General features: G+C 50.8%; 14 protein-coding genes. 11 read left to right on the top strand and 3 right to left on the bottom strand.

From position 1 onward, the window contains the following. Positions 1-49: 49 nt before the first annotated feature. Positions 50-745 (bottom strand): TetR/AcrR family transcriptional regulator, encoded by a 696-nt coding sequence (locus BMY11_RS01915; protein WP_090572778.1) that lies wholly within the window; start codon positions 743-745, stop codon positions 50-52. A 173-nt stretch (positions 746-918) separates the two neighbouring features. Here BMY11_RS01915 and BMY11_RS01920 point away from each other — a divergent pair, with 173 nt between their 5' ends. Together BMY11_RS01920 and BMY11_RS01925 are read left to right on the top strand one after the other, a co-directional pair. Continuing rightward, positions 919-2376 carry a DHA2 family efflux MFS transporter permease subunit gene (locus BMY11_RS01920; RefSeq protein ID WP_090572779.1) on the top strand — a complete coding sequence of 486 codons (1458 nt, stop codon included), beginning with the start codon at positions 919-921 and terminating at the stop codon, positions 2374-2376. Positions 2377-2576: 200 nt separating this feature from the next. Further along, positions 2577-3596, top strand: a complete 1020-nt coding sequence (locus BMY11_RS01925) for a zinc-dependent alcohol dehydrogenase (RefSeq protein ID WP_090572780.1) — start codon at positions 2577-2579, stop codon at positions 3594-3596. A 63-nt stretch (positions 3597-3659) separates the two neighbouring features. Here BMY11_RS01925 and BMY11_RS01930 read toward each other — a convergent pair whose 3' ends face one another. Next, positions 3660-4472, bottom strand: a complete 813-nt coding sequence (locus BMY11_RS01930) for a helix-turn-helix domain-containing protein (RefSeq protein ID WP_256217259.1) — start codon at positions 4470-4472, stop codon at positions 3660-3662. A gap of 154 nt (positions 4473-4626) precedes the next feature. Between BMY11_RS01930 and BMY11_RS01935 the strand changes: the two genes are divergently transcribed. From BMY11_RS01935 to BMY11_RS01965, 8 genes are all read left to right on the top strand, one after another. Further along, positions 4627-5436, top strand: a complete 810-nt coding sequence (locus tag BMY11_RS01935) for a phytanoyl-CoA dioxygenase family protein (protein ID WP_090572781.1) — start codon at positions 4627-4629, stop codon at positions 5434-5436. A gap of 165 nt (positions 5437-5601) precedes the next feature. Further along, positions 5602-6348, top strand: a complete 747-nt coding sequence (locus BMY11_RS01940) for a phytanoyl-CoA dioxygenase family protein (RefSeq protein WP_256217260.1) — start codon at positions 5602-5604, stop codon at positions 6346-6348. 44 nt (positions 6349-6392) lie between these two features. Further along, positions 6393-7241 carry a helix-turn-helix domain-containing protein gene (locus tag BMY11_RS01945; RefSeq protein WP_090572782.1) on the top strand — a complete coding sequence of 283 codons (849 nt, stop codon included), beginning with the start codon at positions 6393-6395 and terminating at the stop codon, positions 7239-7241. Positions 7242-7499: 258 nt separating this feature from the next. Further along, complete coding sequence (locus tag BMY11_RS29160; RefSeq protein WP_256217261.1) at positions 7500-7793, top strand: hypothetical protein; 294 nt, start codon at positions 7500-7502, stop codon at positions 7791-7793. Beyond that, the gene (locus BMY11_RS01950; protein WP_256217262.1) at positions 7780-9168 is read left to right on the top strand and encodes an S-layer homology domain-containing protein; all 1389 of its coding nucleotides are present in this window, start codon (positions 7780-7782) and stop codon (positions 9166-9168) included. Before BMY11_RS29160 ends, BMY11_RS01950 begins: the two co-directional genes overlap by 14 nt. Positions 9169-9254: 86 nt before the next feature. After that, on the top strand, positions 9255-10109 hold the full coding sequence (gene ant(6), locus BMY11_RS01955; RefSeq protein ID WP_090572783.1) for an aminoglycoside 6-adenylyltransferase: 855 nt from the start codon (positions 9255-9257) through the stop codon (positions 10107-10109). A 304-nt stretch (positions 10110-10413) separates the two neighbouring features. Next, positions 10414-11547 (top strand): metallophosphoesterase, encoded by a 1134-nt coding sequence (locus BMY11_RS01960; RefSeq protein ID WP_090572784.1) that lies wholly within the window; start codon positions 10414-10416, stop codon positions 11545-11547. Positions 11548-11625: 78 nt separating this feature from the next. Then, positions 11626-13932, top strand: a complete 2307-nt coding sequence (locus BMY11_RS01965) for an alpha/beta hydrolase (RefSeq protein ID WP_090572785.1) — start codon at positions 11626-11628, stop codon at positions 13930-13932. 75 nt (positions 13933-14007) lie between these two features. Here the strand turns inward: BMY11_RS01965 and BMY11_RS01970 are convergent, their stop codons facing one another. Then, the gene (locus BMY11_RS01970) at positions 14008-15039 is read right to left on the bottom strand and encodes a LacI family DNA-binding transcriptional regulator (protein WP_090572786.1); all 1032 of its coding nucleotides are present in this window, start codon (positions 15037-15039) and stop codon (positions 14008-14010) included. A 135-nt stretch (positions 15040-15174) separates the two neighbouring features. Here BMY11_RS01970 and BMY11_RS01975 point away from each other — a divergent pair, with 135 nt between their 5' ends. Continuing rightward, positions 15175-16965: an L-fucose isomerase gene (locus BMY11_RS01975; RefSeq protein ID WP_256217263.1), complete on the top strand. Its 1791-nt coding sequence runs from the start codon at positions 15175-15177 to the stop codon at positions 16963-16965. The last annotated feature ends 18 nt before the right edge of the window (positions 16966-16983 follow it).

Genomic DNA, 16983 nt, shown 5'->3' on the forward strand with positions numbered 1-16983 from the left:
AATGGTGGCATAAGGGAACGAGTTACTCTCGTCCTTGTGCCACCATTTTTTATGCGACGCCGTACGTCACTTTGCGAACTAAATGCTCGATTTTGTCCATCATCAGCGTATCATCAAAGGAAGCATAAATATTCGGCTTAAACCACTGGAGCTTCTTGATTTGATAATAGTCGCCAATCGCATTCCGTAGTGTCAAATTATTCTTCATCAAGTACATCGGGTCAAGCAAATGCCGGAACATGAGCTCGTCCTCGAGAATAAGCAGCGTTGCATTAAGCGAATTCAAGTAGCCTTCCGCCATGCCGCGCTCATAAAACTTCCGAAGCCGTGCATTGCGCTCGCTAATCGCCACGTCTATCGAAGCCATCAGCTGCGGATAGATCTCGCGCAAATCTCTGAAGAAGATCTCCGTGCCGTAGTTGGCGATCAGCAACGTCTGGCTGAACGTCGATTGGAAGCCTTCAATATATCCGTCACAGCTGCCTTCGATGAGATCGACATCAGCGCCGCCGCCGATGACATATTTGACAATAAGTGCCGTAAGCCGCTCGATGATCTCATCCCGCGAAGGGAAATATTTGTACAAGGTCGCCTTCGACAAATCCATCGCCTTGGCAATATCGTCCATGCGCAGGTTATGCAATCCATTAGTTTTGATGGGATGAAGCAGCTTCGCTGCATATTTATTAAGAATAGATTCGTCTGTATATCGGCAAATCGGTGCTTCGCCGCCTGTCGTCTCCATAGCGCTCACACTCGCTTTCTAGTACACAGTATACACAATGTCGACTGACAAATAAACCATTTAGTCAAACTAAACTAAAAGTGACTAAAATAGTTTACTTTATCTATGTTTTGCGATATGATCATTTTTACATAGAGCCCAAGTGGGCAAATAGGATAGGAGTAGATAATCTAATGAGTACAACAACAACGGCCGCTCCGAACGTTCGATTCTGGCCGATCATGATCGCTATTTTCTTTGGCGCTTTTCTTAGCATACTCGGGATCAGTACCATTAACGTGGCTTTGACGATCTTCATGCAAGATTTTCATTCTTCGCTAAGCACGGTTCAGTGGACGCTGACCGGATTCATGCTCTCGCTTGGTACAATTGCACCGCTGACCGGCTACCTGGGCAATCGGTTTGGCTACAAGAACGTTTACCTGTATGCGATGGTCGGCTTTGTTGCTTTCTCAGTACTGTGCGGCTTCGCATGGAGCATTGAATCGCTGATCGTCTTCCGCATTCTGCAAGGCCTCTTTACAGGTCTGGTCGTTCCGGCGACGATGACGATTATTTTCCAGGTTATTCCGAAGGAGCGCCAGCCTTTCGCAGTCAGCATCTGGGGCTTATCGGCGATGCTTGCGCCAGCATTCGGCCCTACGCTTAGCGGCTGGCTCATCCAACAGTTCAGTTGGAGATGGTTGTTCTTTATCAATGTACCAATCGGCATTATTGCGATTATCTTTATAGTTATGATGATTCCAAGCTACCGTATCGGTTCGGCGAAGAAGCTGGACGTTTGGGGACTCATTACAGTTGTACTTAGTAGCGCGTCACTGCTTGTCGGACTGAGCCAAGGCCGTACATGGGGCTGGGACTCCGCGCGTGTTATCAGCTTGTTCGCTCTTGGCGCTGCAATGCTTGTGTTGTTCATTATCCGCGAGCTGATGGCGAAGCAGCCACTGCTGAACTTGCGCGTATTCGGTAACTACCGCTTCTCCATTACGCTCTTAGCGAATACCATCATCACAATCAGCCTCTATTCCGGTACACTGCTCATTCCACTGTTCTTACAAAATGTTCAGCACGAAACGCCGATGGACACGGGGCTGATCTTGTTGCCGGCTTCGCTCATTATGGCGCTCGCTATGCCAATGGCAGGGAAGTTGTACCCGATTCTTGGACCACGCATAATGACGATTGCTGGTCTTGTCCTAATTATCTACGGCAGCTATGAGCTGACGCATATGCATAATGAAAGCACACATCTCTACATCATCCTGTGGATGTCCATTCGCAACCTTGGCGTATCGTTCGCTGCTGCGGCGACAAGCACGGCGGGTATGGAAGAGATTCAGCCGACGATGATCGGCGATGCGTCTTCGGTTACGAACTGGGTGCGTAACGTGGGCGGCTCGTTCGCGATTGCGCTCTTCACATCGCTGCTGGCATCGCACACGATCACGCATGTGGCGGAGCTGACACAAGAAGGCAAGGAAAGCGCGAAGCTCATTCCGCTGTTCTCCTTCACGATGAGCGTGAACGACGTGTTCCTCGTAGCGACCTACATCGCAGTTGCGGCGATTCCGTTCACACTGCTCGTCGGCAAGAAAACCGCTCGTACACGTACGGAAGCGGCAGCAGCATAATAAAACCACCTTTAGTAAAAGGTGAAGCCGGACCTTGGATGGTCCGGCTTTTTTGTATGCTGCTAATGGGATAGGTTTCGAATGTCTTGTCACCAACAAAGACTTCAAGGAAATAACAGGAAATCGCTCGATGATGTGGAAGTAGTCTACGGATAGACGGAAGCTGAGCATCTAATTCGGGGAGCAGGAGCTGATCGGGGATGGACATTAAGCAAGTCGTCGTAACGGGACAAAATGAGGTTGAGCTGCAAAATTTGAGTTTGAAGGATGAGGTTGGACCGGAAGAAGTGCTGATTGACACGGAGTATACGTTCATCAGCGCAGGCACCGAGCTCGCCAATTATACGGCAAAGGACGTGAAAGTATTCGAGCCAGGCCATTGGCACTCTTATCCGTGGAAATCCGGCTACGCTAACGTAGGTATTGTTCGCAAGGTTGGAGACAACGTGAAGCGAGTGAAGGCTGGGCAGCGCGTCTACACATTTGGTCCACATGCTTCGACGATTATCGTCAGCCAGCAGCAGCTTATTATTGAGGTTCCTTCGGATATTAACCCGGCGATTGCGGCATCCTCACGGATGGCTGGCGTTGCGGCGACCTCGATTATTTTGAGCGACATTCCGCATAATGCTTGGGTTGCCGTGTTTGGCCTTGGCATGGTGGGCAATCTAGCTGCGCAAATGTTCCGGAATCTGGGCTGTAAAGTAATCGGCGTCGAGCCGAATGAGCAGCGCCGCCAGCTCGCGAAGGCGTGCGGATTGGACATTACTATCGGCGGCAGCAATGAAGAAGTGCAAGAGCAGATCCGCGCCTTAACAGGCGGCAAGCTTGCGCATATTACGGTCGATGCTGTCGGCCACAGCAGCGTTGTTATGCAAGCGCTTCAAGCAACGGCGAGTCTTGGTCAGCTCGTGCTGCTCGGCAGTCCGCGCGTTCCGGTTGAGGGCAACTTGACCGAGCTGCTGTCCGACGTTCATCTGCGCTGGATTACGATGCGCGGCGGGCTGGAATGGTTCTTGCCAGTTTACTCTGAAGTGTCGACTGCAGTGTCACTCTACAGCAAGCAGGAGCTGGTGTTTGATTGGATTCGCCAAGGCAAGCTGGCACTAGAGCCGCAAATCTCCCATTACGTGAACCCAAGTCAGATCAAGGAAGCGTACGACGGCCTGCTCTATGAGCCGCAGACGTATACAGGCGTCGTGCTGGATTGGACGAAATAGCAATAACAAAACAATAGCAGTATAGAGGCGCTACCTTTGGTGGCGCTTTGTTTATTTTGCTTATTATGTGCGCGGTCCCTTCTTATACACACGTGGGCTGACCTGATGCCGCTTGCGGAATTGGTTAGCAAAATGATTATAGTTCTGGAACCCGACATCGAGTGCGACTTCCGTTGGGTGACGATCCGTATGCTCGAGAAGCAGAGCCGCTTGGCGGATGCGCATGTCGTTCAGCGTATCGACAATTGAGCTGCCGGTGGATTCTTTGAACAGGTGAGAGAGCCGAGACGGAGACAAGCCGACAGCCTTTGCCAGCTCGTCAATGCGGACAGGCTCCTGCATGCGTGTGGCGAGCATATGCTGAATCTCTTCAATGCGCGGATCAAGCTGCTTGCTCATTCTTCTTGCGAGCAGCAGAATAATATGCCGCATCGTGTTCTCGCACAGCTCGTTCCAATACATGCCGCGTTCTATGGAATCGGAGACGAGGCTGCGAAACGCCCGGTAGATACGTTTACGCACGGAGTCGCTGTCGATCGCATGAATGAGCAGCTTCTCGTTTGGCAGTAGATTCGTCTCCATAATGCGCGAAGAGAAGTGTGCCCATATGAAATGCCACTGGCTCCCTTTCCGCGTCCCATATTGATGCGGAACGCCTGGCTGCATCAGCACAACATCCCCGGTCTGGCATAATCGCTGCACACCATCAATGATGAAATATCCTTCGCCGCTGAGCGTGTACGCAATCAGCCAGTCGCTCATGCCTTGCGGCCGCCGGATACCATAGCTATCTGGCTGGTTGAAATGATCAGCAATGACGGTGTTGCCACCTTGCTCCTTAATATATGAGAACAGCTCATCGCGCTTCGCGTTCACCTGAAATCCACTCTCCCAGCATCATGGCATTTAGGCTCATTATAGCAGGATTGTTGTAGTAATCAGCATAATTGTTACTTTTGCATAAGTAGTCTTAACCATACAATAAATCTATAAGCAATGAGCATATTTATCATCATTAGGGGGAAGACGAATGACACAAGCGCTGCGTGTGCTGACAGAGGAACAGAAGAAACAGTTCGACACAGATGGCTACTTGATTGTAAAAGGGCTGTTCTCGAATAGCGATGTAACTGAAATTGTGGAGACTTTCGATAAAATAAGCACTGAGACGATTCCTGGCTATTTCGAGCCGAACCTGGAAGGGGACGGATCAGACCCGCTGCAGCGTTACCCGCGTGTTATGCATCCGCACCGCTTCAATGAAACGGCGATGAAATATATGCTGCATAACCCTGTCCTGGAAGTTCTTGCCGATCTGTATGGCGAAGAAGCGTACGCCGCTCAGAGCATGTTCTATTACAAGCCGCCGGGCTCCAGAGGCCAGGCGCTGCACCAGGATAACTTCTATTTAATGGTTGAGCCGGGCAACTGTATCGCGGCTTGGACGGCGATTGATGCTGCTTATGAAGACAATGGCGGTTTACTCGTTGTTCCGAAGTCGAATACACATGAGATTTCGTGCCCGGATAAGGCGGATGCGAAGGAATCATTCACGACTCATTATGTGAAACCGCCTAAGGATGGCGTTGTCATGCCGGTTAATATGGATAAGGGCGATGTGCTCTTCTTCAACGGCAACCTCATTCACGGCTCGTATCGGAATAAGACGAAGGATCAATTCCGCCGCGCGTTCATTTGCCATTATGCCAATTCATCTGCTACGAAGATCAGTCAACATTACAACCCACTGTACAGAGCGGACGGGTCAAAAATCGAATTGGAAAGCAATCCGGATGGCGGCCCTTGCGGCGTCGAGGTTGGAGCGGCTTTCTATCATTAATGGAATGGTTTATGTGGAGCCGCAGCCGGTGGAGGCTGCGGCTTTTCTTCCGTTCCGAAGATATGCATATTTTTTCGGTAAAGAAGAGAAGCGCAGAGGGTAGGGAAGCGGGGATAATGAAACCATAAAGAAACGAAAGCGATTATCTTGAGGAGGTCCTCTACATTGTCTAATATTGCAAACGGTAAATTGTCGCAAGCTGAGCTTGAATTCTACGAGAAGAACGGCTACACCTTATTTAAGAATCAACTGTTCAGCACTGAGAAACAGGCGGAACTTACAAATATTTTCGAGGAACAATGGAGTGTGCTTGGACGTCGCTTGAACAGCGAGCTGGATACACCGCATTTCCGCGACGAGCGACTCTTGAAGTTTCTGATGAGCGACGAAGTGCTTGATCTTGTTGAGCCGATTATCGGGCCGAACATCGGTCTATGGTCGTCCCATTTCATCTGCAAAGAGCCGCTGATCGGCAAGCCGACGCCATGGCATGAAGATTCCGCGTATTGGAAAGGCCGTTTGACTAGCTACGACAAGATCGCTACAGTATGGCTTGCGATTGACCGCAGCACCAAAGAAAATGGCTGCATGCGCGTTATTCCAGGCACGCATAGTAACGGCTTCTCCGACTACGAAGATGTCGATACGGATGACGATATTTTCACCATCCAAATTAAAAATATTAACGATGCCGAAGCGGTCTACTTCGAGCTTGAGCCGGGCGAATGCTCGATTCATGACTCGCGCATTATTCACGGTGCTACGGCGAACACAAGCGAGATGCGTCGCTGCGGCTACACGATGCGCTACTTCTCCACAGAGGCAAGCGTGATTCCGGAGAAGAACAGTGGCCACAAAATTTGGCTGGCTCGCGGCAAAGACATCGCGGGAAGCAATTTCGTTAACGTATAATAAGAACAATTTGAGCGAATTGAGAGCGTGGAGGGGAACTTGTGATGAGCGTCTATAAAGGACCGGAACGATTGACGAATGACCGATATATGACCTTGTCCGCTCCTTTCCGCTTGTTCAAGCATTCAATTGACGGGCTTATCGATACACATTGGCATGAGTTTTTTGAAATGGCCTTTGTGGTTTCCGGTTCGGGTACTCATATGTTGAACGGGGTGCCCTTGCGCTTGACGCGGGGCGCCGCTTTTTTGCTGTCACCGGCGGATTTCCACAGCTTGGAGCCGGACCCGGGCGAGACACTGCAGCTGTACGATTTTATATTTAATGATCATTTCATACGCGAGCCGTTGCCGGAGCTGCTGTTCGATCATCGGACGGCGTACACGCACTGGTATGTGGAGGAGCAGATCGCTGAGCTTGAGCAGGAATACGAACGGATCTGGGAAGAGTCGATCACCTGGCAGCCGGAGAGCGAAATTCTCATTCAAGGCACTGTTGAACGGCTGCTCATAGATCTATTCCGCAAGTGTCGAGCTGCCGATCAGCAGCAGGGTAGTGATGGAGAGCCGTATCAGGCGCTGCAATCGGCTGTGCGCAAAGGGCTGATCTATATTCAGCATCACTTCCGTGAGCCGCTGTCGCTCGAGGAAGTCGCAACCTATTGCGGCCTGTCTGCCAACTACTTCAGCGAATGCTTCCGCAAAGGGACAGGCTCTACGTTCCAAAGCTATCTGCAGGAAGTGCGGTTGCAATTCGCGCGGTCGCTGATCAAGACGACTCAGTTGCCGATTACGGAGATCTGCTTCGCTTCCGGCTTTAATACGCTGCCGCACTTTGAGCGGGCGTTCAAGAAGCGGTTCCTGCTGCCGCCGAGGGAGTATCGGAAACAATAATGAGTGACGACTCTCAACGTGAATGAAAATGTAAGCTCATATCGTTCAGCAAAGAGGATGGCTCCTGTCTTTATAGGGAGCCATCTTTTTATTTTCCAGGAAGGGAAGGTGTGAACACTTTGCCATTTTCAGTGTCAACGATTGATGTAGACTTTTTAAATAGTAGATTATATTTTCTCGATATCAGGTTGTTTAATAAATTATTGAATAGGGACTTTGGAACTAATTGGCGAAATTTTGCTGGGGACAGGGGCGCATGTGTTTACCATCGATATGAGTGCAGGAATCGATCCGACGCTGACGGTAACGATCAGCGATACGGTGACCGCAACCGTTCCAGCTGCACCGACGAATGTGTCAGCAGTCGCTGGGAACGGGCGAGCAACGATTACCTTTACTGCACCAACAGACAATGGTGGAAGTGCCATTACAGAGTATGAAGTGACAGCTTGGCCAGGAGATATTAAGGTGTCCGGATCCGCAAGTCCGATTATATTCACAGGATTGATTGACCAATGGAAGGGGCTACACCTTTACGGTGAAGGCGATTAATGGTGTGGGCAAGAGTGTGGCGTCCATCGCTTCAAATTCCGTTGTGCCGGTCACGCCGTCCAACAATAGCAATGGCGCTGATAGCGGAAACATCACTCCAACAGAGCCGGCTATGCCAGAGTCTACAGACGTTATTGTATTAGTCAATGGCAAGGTGGAGAACATGGGGAAGGCCACTGCAACCACAGTGAATGGTCAAACCGTAACTACAGTAGCTGTCGACCAAAAGAAGCTGGAAGAGAAGCTCATAGCAGAAGGTCAAGGAGCAGTAGTTACGATTCCAGTAAGTACGAATTCTGCTGTCGTTGTTGGTGAACTGAACGGTCAAATGGTTAAAAATATGGAGAACAAGCAGGCGGTAGTAGTAATCAAAACGGATCAAGCAACGTATACGCTCCCTGCACAGCAAATCAACATAGACGCCATTTCTAACCAAATTGGAAAGTCGGCTGCCTTGCAAGACATTAAGATTCAGATCGAAATTGCTACATCGACAGCGGATACGGTGAAAGTGGTTGAAAGTGCAGCAGAGCAAGGAACATTTACACTTGTCGTATCTCCGGTTAACTTTACCGTCAGAGGTATATACGAGGATACGACATTTGAAATTTCCAAGTTCAACGCTTATGTGGAACGGACGATTGCCATACCTGATGGTGTAGACCCGAACAAGATTACGACAGGTATTGTGGTGGATCCTGACGGAACGGTTCGCCATGTGCCGACGAAAGTCGTTCATATCGAAGGAAAGTACTACGCTATAATCAACAGTATAACCAACAGTACTTACACCGTCGTGTGGCACCCGATTGAGTTCAGTGATGTAGCAAATCATTGGGCGAAGAATGCGGCTAACGATATGGGATCGAGGATGGTCATTAGCGGGTTCGACAATGGCTTGTTCAATCCAAATCAAGCTATAACCCGCGCGGAGTTCGCGGCTATCATTGTTCGCGGATTAGGTTTAAAGCTGGAGAACGGAGCGAGTGGCTTCTCAGATGTGTTAGAGTCAGATTGGTACAGCAGTGCCATTAAGGCAGCTTATGCTTATCACTTAATCAATGGTTTTGAAGATGGAACATTCCGCCCGAATGACAAAATCACTCGTGAACAAGCGATGGTGATCATTGACAAAGCAATGACGATCACTAACTTGAAAGCAGAGCTTTCCGTTCAATCGTCCGACGTGGTACTTCAACCGTATGCAGATGCGGCAGATGCATCCATATGGGCAAGAAGCAGCATAGCTAATTGTGTGCAAGCTGGGGTTGTATCGGGAGAAAGCAGCACAGAGCTAGCACCGAAGAACAATATGACAAGGGCAGAGGTTGCTATGATTGTGGAGCGACTTCTTCAAAAGTCAAAACTGATCTAATGTCTGTGAGCATTTGACAAGTAAGCCATGCCGATTACGAACAGGCATGGCTTATTGTAACTTCGTTTGAGTCGGAGGGTTTCTGGATGAGAAGTGAACAAGAAATGATGAAGCTCCTTCTAGATTTTGCGATTCATGATGACCGAATTCGGTTGGTAACATTGGAAGGTTCGCGCACAAACAAGGCGATTGCTCCCGACACATTCCAAGATTATGATATTTCTTACTTTGTCACCGATATGGATTCCTTCAGAGAGAAAGACCAGTGGCTTTCCGTTTTCGGGAAACGTATCATGATGCAGAAACCCGAGGATATGGAGCTTTTTCCGAACGAATTAGGCAATTGGTTCTCCTATTTAATGCTGTTTGAGGATGGAACCAAAGTAGACCTGACCCTCATTCCGCTTCTTGAAGCGGAGGAGTATTTTGCAGGGAGCGACGGTTTGGTTGAGCTACTGCTTGACAAGGATACTCTGATCAAGAGGGAAATAATCGCAACGGATCGTCAGCATTGGATTACGAAGCCGAGTGCAAGAGAATTCGATGATTGCTGCAATGAATTTTGGATGGTTTCAACATATGTCGTAAAAGGGTTAGCGAGAAAGGAAATTCTGTTTGCGATTGATCATTTACATGGTATTGCAAGACCTAACTTATTGCGAATGATGGCTTGGTCCATCGGAATAGAGCATGGATATACCTTCAGCGTAGGGAAGAACTATAAATTTATTAATCGGTATCTCCCTGGTGAAGATTGGGAACAGCTGCTGTCAACCTATTCGGAGAATGGGTATAAGGAAATGTGGCAGTCTTTATTCACTTGTTATGAGTTATTTAGAAAATATTCAAAAAAAGTATCGGAAGCTCTAGGGTATGAGTATCCAGATTATGATGATGCCATTACGAAGTATACGGGTACTGTTTATCATTCGTTGCCGTGAACACTATATAAATCTAGTGCCCAAGATAGAAGTCTTCGAGACTTCCTCAAGGGCACTTTCTTTTGTGAAGCACTAATAGAATCTAACGCCTTCCGTCGGAATTCCGCTCAAGTGGTCCACAAGATCAGCTACATTCTCACAACTCGCCTGGCTCCCCCAATGTAGATCCCTGAAGTACACTCTTTGGCTCATTTCGCCGTAATCAGACGGAACATTTGCTGGAGTGAATCTAGCAAAATCGCATTTTGCCTATGAAATCGGTATACTGATAGAAAAGATAGCTCACAGATATCAAGGAGGATGTATGGCTACTCGATTGATTATTATTTTGACGATTTATACGGGTTTGCAGGTTTATATCGGTTGGCATTTGGACTTGTTTATTACCGTGAGTGGCGGGCAGGTGCCTGGCGCGGTCTTCTGGCCTGTGTTTGCTCTCGTTTCACTCTCATATTTGTTCGCGATGCTGCTCCGCAAATTTCTGCCGAAACCGGTGACAACGCTGTTGAAATGGATCGGTTCTTATTGGATCGCTCTTATGCAGTACAGTGTGCTTCTGCTGCCGGTGGCGGATTTGGCTGCATGGGGGATGCGCGCTGCTTCGATGACAAGACAGGATTCGATAGTAGCGTCAGGCTGGGCGGTTATTGCTGCACTTGTACTCATTATGGCGCGAGGGTCGCGCAACGCATGGAGCCCCGTTGTTCGCGAGTATGAAGTGACGATTCCGAAGTCCGCTGGCAGCTTGAAACAGCTGCGGCTTGCAGTTGCTTCCGACCTTCATCTTGGCATGACTGTCGGTCGCAAGCATCTGCAGCGGCTCGTGGACGGAGTTAATGCTTTGAAGCCTGACCTTGTTCTACTTCCTGGCGATGTGCTTGACGATGCAGTTGAACCGTTCATTCGCAATCATTACGCCAAACAGCTCGCACAGATCAAGTCTAAGTACGGCACATACGCGGTGCTCGGCAACCACGAATATTATGGCGGCGGTATCGATACGTATGTCCAGGCGATGAAAGAGGTCGGCATCCCTGTGATGCTCGATGACCATGTCCTCATTGGCGACAGCTTCCATCTAATCGGGCGCAAGGATAAGACAGATCATGCTCGCAAGAATGTAGCTGCATTAGTCGCGGACCTAGACACGAAGCTGCCGATCATTCTGATGGATCATCAACCTAGCGCAATTCGTGAAATCGCCGATGGTGGCGTCGATCTGTCGCTTCACGGGCATACGCACAAGGGCCAAATGGCACCGAACCATCTCGTGACGCGCCGCATCTTCGAGCTCGATTATGGATACAAGCATATAGCAGAGCGCTTGCACGCATTCGTCTCTTCCGGGTTCGGCACGTGGGGACCGCCGATTCGGCTTGGCAGCCGGAGCGAAATATGGTCGATCACCGTTAACTTTACCTCCCATAACAACAAATAGCTGTTGGTTACGCCTTTCAACCATCGTATAATCGAATAATAGCGTCATTTTACTATTCTGATAGACTAGGAGCCCGATATGGAACTTGAACTCATACCGTCGATACCTGCGCCGCCCGCGCGCGGCAGTATGTGGAAGAGAATGGCGAATTGGCTCTTTGACCGGGGTAAAGCGGCTCCCCAGTTTGATACCGCTGTATGGAAGGCGGCCATTGCCGGCGTATGGCTGATCTGCAACACGATACTAATTATCGCAGCGCTTGGCATGCCTACAGGCTTCGGCATCCTGTTCGATTGTGTGGTTGCGGTCCTGTTCTGCACCATCTTAATGGGGGCGGCTTCGCTCGTTATTGCTTATATTCTTGCTTTACTCTATATACCGATTCCGCGTCTAACTGCGGGAGCCAGCTTGTTTACAGGCTGCGTGGTCTGGTATGAATGCGATCAGACGGATCTTGGTGATCCGCTGTCACTCATATTAGCCGCTAGCATTACGGCAATTGGCCTTATTGGAGGGCTCGTGATCAGCCTGCTGCTGCACCGCCGCGTGCACATGGCGATCAAGCTTGCGCTTATTGCATCTGTTGCCGCAAGCATAATCAGCTTCCGCTATTGGCCGATTAATGAAACGGCTGCGGTTGCGGCTTCTGCAGACGTCCAGTCGGTGGACGAGCAGCAGGTTCAGGCGCTTCTTGCCGATGATCCTGCGGAGCCTGGATTGTACCGAGTGAAGAGCTTCACGTACGGCAGCGGTGACGATTCGCGCCGTGATGAATACGGCGAAGATGCGGAACTCATCTCAAAGCCTGTCGACGCTTCTGCTTATATTTCACGTTGGAAGTGGCTGCGCTCCTTGTTCTGGGGCTTTGACGAGAGCGCCCTGCCGGTGAACGGTCGTGTCTGGATGCCGCAAGGCGAGGGGGAATTCCCGCTCGTGCTGATGGTACACGGCAATCACTTGATGGAACAATTCTCCGACGAAGGCTATGCGTATCTCGGCGAGCTGCTGGCAAGCCGAGGGTTCATCGCCGTTTCGGTCGATGAGAATTTCTTGAACTATTCGTACTGGGGTAATATCCCTAACAACGATATGAAGGTGCGGGCATGGATGCTGCTCAAGCATTTGCAGCAAATCGCCGAGTTCAAAGAACAGGCGGGAACACCGTTCTACCACGCGGTTGATCTGAAGAAAATCGCGCTGATCGGTCATTCTCGAGGCGGTCAGGCCGTTGCGATGGCGGCCGATCGGTCACGTTGGTTCGCTGATGACAAATCATTGGCTAGCTTGAGCAGCAATAACGTATCGATTCAAGCAGTAATCGCGATCGCACCAACTGATAACACCGTTGACAAGCAGCAGGCACAGCTGAAGGACACGTATTACTTATCCTTGCAAGGCGCCAGCGACGGAGATGTCGATACGTTCAACGGCGAGCGACAGTATATCCGTTCCTCATTCTCTTCTGGCTCGGACCGCTTTAAGTCCACACTCTATATTGGTGAAGCGAACCACAGCCGGTTCAATACCGAGTGGGGTACGATGGATGACAGCTTGCCAGGCGGCTTGCTGCTCCGCAGAGCGGGCATGATGGATGCCGATTACCAACGCGAAGTGGCAAAAGTATACGTGTCCGCCTTCCTTGAAGATGCGTTGCTTGGGAAGAAGGAGTATACGCCGCTCTTCACCGATTATCGGAGAGGCGCCGCGTGGCTGCCGCAAGCGACGTATATGAACCGCTACGAGGACGGCAGCTTCATACCGCTTGCCCGCAGTGAAGAGGATTATGACAAGACGACAGAGAACAGTGGTGTGACAGCAAGCGCCGAGAAGATAATTTGGACCGAAGACTCGGCCAAAGACCGTGACGGTAAGGACAAAGGCACGCGCGGCGCTGTGCTGCAATGGAAGCAGGGAGACGGCAGCTACACACTGCAGCTGCCCGACTCGCTGACTGCGAAGCTGCAGCAGAATGCAAGCGAAGCGAAGCAGCTGACATTCGCCATGACGAATCTGGCGCAGGATCTGCCTGCGGACAACAGCGGCACAGCTGCCCCGCTTCCAGTCATTGATGTCGAGCTGCAGAGCAAGAACGGCGCAGTTGCCTTGCTGCCGCTCGCACAATTCAAAGCGGTTATGCCATTGCCATACACGACGTTTACCCGCTTCGCATGGACGGAAAAAACGATAAAGAACGGCAAGTATAAAGTGCCCTCTGAAGCGGTATTTCAAACGTTCAGCCTGCCGTTCGCGCAGTTCCAGAAGCAGAATGCTGATTTTGATCCGAGCGAGCTTACTCGTGTCACGTTCTATTTCACGAGCGACCGGGGCAAAGTGATGCTCGATGATGTCGGCATATGTAAGGTTGTTAACGTCGTAACCGAATAACGACTACAATAAAAACACCGCAGCACACGCGCTATCTTAGGCGCTGGCGACTGCGGTGTTTTTTGCTTGCTCTAGCTATCGCTCGCTTTCGTCAAGCCGTTTCACGGACCGCCTAACAATCAGCTCGGGAGGCAGCACAACTTTTTTCCAAACCGTCTTCTCCGGTCCTTCCCGCTCCCCAATGCGATCAATAAGCAGCTGCATTCCCAAGTATCCGAACTGGTAAGCCTGCTGCGCCGCTACAGTTATGAATGGGTCCATCTCCGAGTAGAGTCCGAAGTCATCGAAGCAAACAATAGAAATATCTTCGGGAATGCGTAAGGACCGGGCGCGCAGCAGCTTGATAATGACAACGGCAAGCACATTATTGCCTGCCATAATTGCGGTAGGAAGCGGGTCCATTGAAGCAATCCACTGCTCCATCGCATCCACGTCCAGCTCAGGCCCAAAGCTGGTCTCATGCACATAACGTTCATCGAACGAGAGATCGTTCAGCTTCATCGCTTCCTGAAAGCCCGCAAGCCGCAGGCGAGCGCTGCTGATTGACGCCGAGCCGTTCACGAGCGCGATGCGCCGGTGACCCTGCTCCACCAAATGTTCAACCAATCGGCGAGCGCCATCACGGCTGTCGCCGAGCACGATGTCGCAAGCGACGCCCGGCACTTCGCGATCGAGCAACACGAATGGCACATCATGCTTGCGCAGTTGTTCCAGGTGAGGATGCGACGGATCACCGGCAGGCGCAAGCAGCGCACCGTCAACCCGAGTTGTCAGAATCGTGTTGATGTATTCGCCTTCCTTCTCCACGCTCTCATCGCTATTGCCGAACAGCAGCCGGTAGCCGTTCTTGCGCGCAGCATCCTCGGCTCCGCGGGCAAGTGTAGTATAGAAAGGGTTCATAATGTCTGTAATAAGCAGAAACAGAATACGCGTCTGCTGAAGGACGAGGCTGCGCGCCATCTGGTTGGGCACATAGCCAAGCTCGTCCATCACTTTTTTTACTTTGGTGCGCGTTTTATCGCTAATCTTGCCAGTGTTATTGATAACTCTAGAAACGGTCATAGCCGACACATTCGCTTGAGCTGCGATATCGTAGATGGTTACCATAGGTTTAAGCTCCTCATAGGTCTAATCATGCATTTATATTACCTAACGGATGGATTGACAGCAAGCGGTTACATTGTTATTTTAGAGTTATCGGTAACATTTTTTATCACATTCATTCGTTGGAGGGATTCGTTCGTGGCAGATATTAGCACTCGTTATCAATCCGCTTTCCCTAAGATTGGCATTCGACCTGCAATTGACGGCAGACGCAAGGGCATCCGTGAATCGCTTGAAGAGCAAACGATGGAGATGGCGAAGTCCGTTGCAAGGCTGTTTGCTGAGAATTTGCGCTATCCAAATGGTGAGCCTGTAGAATGCGTGATCGCAGATACTTGCATTGGCGGCGTTGCTGAAGCAGCTGCATGCGGTGAGAAGTTCTCGCGTGAAGGCGTCGGCGTATCCATCACTGTAACGCCTTGCTGGTGCTACGGTACGGAAACGATTGATATGGACCTATCCATTCCGAAGGCGGTATGGGGTTTTAACGGCACAGAGCGTCCGGGCGCGGTTTACTTGGCGGCAGTATTGTCCGGGTATGCGCAGAAGGGCTTGCCGGCATTCGGCATCTACGGCAACGAAGTACAAGATACCGGCGACACGACGATTCCAAGCGATGTAAGAGATAAATTGCTGGGTTTTGCCCGTGCGGGTCTTGTTGTAGCACTCATGAAAGGCAAGTCGTATCTATCAATGGGCTCCGTGTCCATGGGAATCGCCGGTTCGATTGTGAATGACACGTTCTTCCAGGAGTACCTCGGCATGCGTACCGATTACATCGATATGTCGGAGTTCGTCCGCCGCATGGATCAAGGCATCTACGATCCGGCTGAGTACGAGCGTGCGCTGTCGTGGGTGAAGGAGAATTGCAGCGAAGGAGCGGACAACAATCCTCCGGCGCTTCAATCGACCCGCGAGCAGAAGGATAAGGATTGGGAGACTGTTGTCAAAATGACGCTTATCGCGCGTGACCTCATGATCGGAAACCCGCGTCTGGACGAGCTGGGCTACGGCGAAGAGGCGCTCGGCCGCAATGCGATCGCTTCCGGTTTCCAGGGGCAGCGGGCGTGGACGGATCATTTTCCGAATGGTGACTTCTTAGAGGCGATGCTGAACTCATCCTTCGATTGGAACGGCATTCGCGCGCCATATATCGTTGCGACGGAGAACGACAGCTTGAACGGCGCAGTGATGCTATTTGGTAATTTGCTGACGAATACAGCTCAAATCTTCGCGGATGTGCGGACGTTCTGGAGCCCGGATTCCGTGGAGCGCGTAACGGGCCATCGTCTAAGTGGCCATGCGGAGAACGGCATTCTGCACCTGATTAACTCTGGGCCTGCAACGCTTGACGGAACAGGACAGCAGGAGCAAGACGGCAAGCCAGTTATGAAGCCGTTCTGGGACATTAGCGAAGAGGAAGCACAGAAGTGCCTAGATGCAACATCGTGGCGGCCGGCTTCCCTGGAGTATTTCCGCGGCGGCGGCTATTCCTCGGATTACCTTACGCGCGGCGGCATGCCGATGACGATGTCGCGGATCAACCTGGTGAAGGGCATCGGCCCTGTACTCCAAATCGCCGAAGGCTATTCGGTTGATTTGCCGGAGCATGTGCATGACACGCTCGACAAGCGGACGGATCCAACGTGGCCGACAACCTGGTTCGCACCAAGGCTGACAGGCAGCGGCGCATTCCGTACGGTGTATGATGTCATGGACAACTGGGGCGCGAACCACGGCTCAATCAGCTACGGCCATATCGGCGCAGATCTCATTACGCTCGCTTCGATGCTGCGCATTCCAGTGAATATGCATAACGTGCCTGCGGAACAGATTTTCCGTCCGCGCGCATGGAGCCTGTTCGGCACCGACAATCCGGAGAGTGCGGATTACCGGGCATGTACGAACTTCGGCCCGCTGTATAATTAATTAGCTCGTTTCAACAGG

The sequence above is a fragment of the Paenibacillus sp. OV219 genome (assembly GCF_900110075.1).
Classification (GTDB): Bacteria; Bacillota; Bacilli; order Paenibacillales; family Paenibacillaceae; genus Paenibacillus_Z.